Consider the following 796-nt stretch of genomic DNA (forward strand, 5'->3'; position numbering starts at 1 on the left):
CGCATTAAACGTTTTGTAATTAATCACATGACAGACTCATGCAATTAAATACTATCAGCTTTCCAAATTGTTAAAGAGCGGGCTTAAAAAAGCCAAAGATAATTTTTAAGTTTATCTTTGGCATCTCTATCCATAGTGCATATGCCTTATTACTTTGCAATAAAGTCAGAATAAGGTGTAAATGGTGGAGCTATGCGGGATCGAACCGCAGACCTCCTGCGTGCAAGGCAGGCGCTCTCCCAGCTGAGCTATAGCCCCATTTACATGCAGTGCGAGTAAGTAAGATGTTCCAAACCTCTAAAAGGATTGGTTTGCCAATCATTTCTTATCAAGGCGGACAGTGGCGACGTTTAGTTCACTAAACGAGTCACTTTCCAACGCTGAGAAGGAAGGATTGGTGGGTCAGAGTGGACTTGAACCACCGACCTCACCCTTATCAGGGGTGCGCTCTAACCAGCTGAGCTACAGACCCATCTTTGATAAACCTATTTGACTAGGTCCATCTTTTACTCTTTCTTCTATCAAGCAAATCTGTGTGAACACTCAACAAACATTAAGTTAGTCGTATAGGTAAGGAGGTGATCCAGCCCCAGGTTCCCCTAGGGCTACCTTGTTACGACTTCACCCCAGTCATGAACCACAAAGTGGTGAGCGCCCCCCCGAAGGTTAAGCTACCCACTTCTTTTGCAGCCCACTCCCATGGTGTGACGGGCGGTGTGTACAAGGCCCGGGAACGTATTCACCGTGGCATTCTGATCCACGATTACTAGCGATTCCGACTTCATGGAGTCGAGTT

General features: G+C 46.1%; 2 tRNA genes and 1 rRNA gene. All 3 read right to left on the reverse strand.

Annotated features, from left to right (window positions below):
- Positions 1 to 182 precede the first annotated feature (182 nt).
- Positions 183 to 258: transfer RNA gene (locus L5M40_RS22500), tRNA-Ala, on the reverse strand.
- A 137-nt stretch (positions 259 to 395) separates the two neighbouring features.
- Positions 396 to 472, reverse strand: a tRNA-Ile gene (locus L5M40_RS22505).
- A 99-nt stretch (positions 473 to 571) separates the two neighbouring features.
- Positions 572 to 796: ribosomal RNA gene (locus tag L5M40_RS22510) — 16S ribosomal RNA — on the reverse strand; the annotation flags it as partial.

It is taken from the genome of Shewanella sp. SM68 (assembly GCF_025653925.1).
Classification (GTDB): domain Bacteria; phylum Pseudomonadota; class Gammaproteobacteria; order Enterobacterales; family Shewanellaceae; genus Shewanella; species Shewanella oncorhynchi.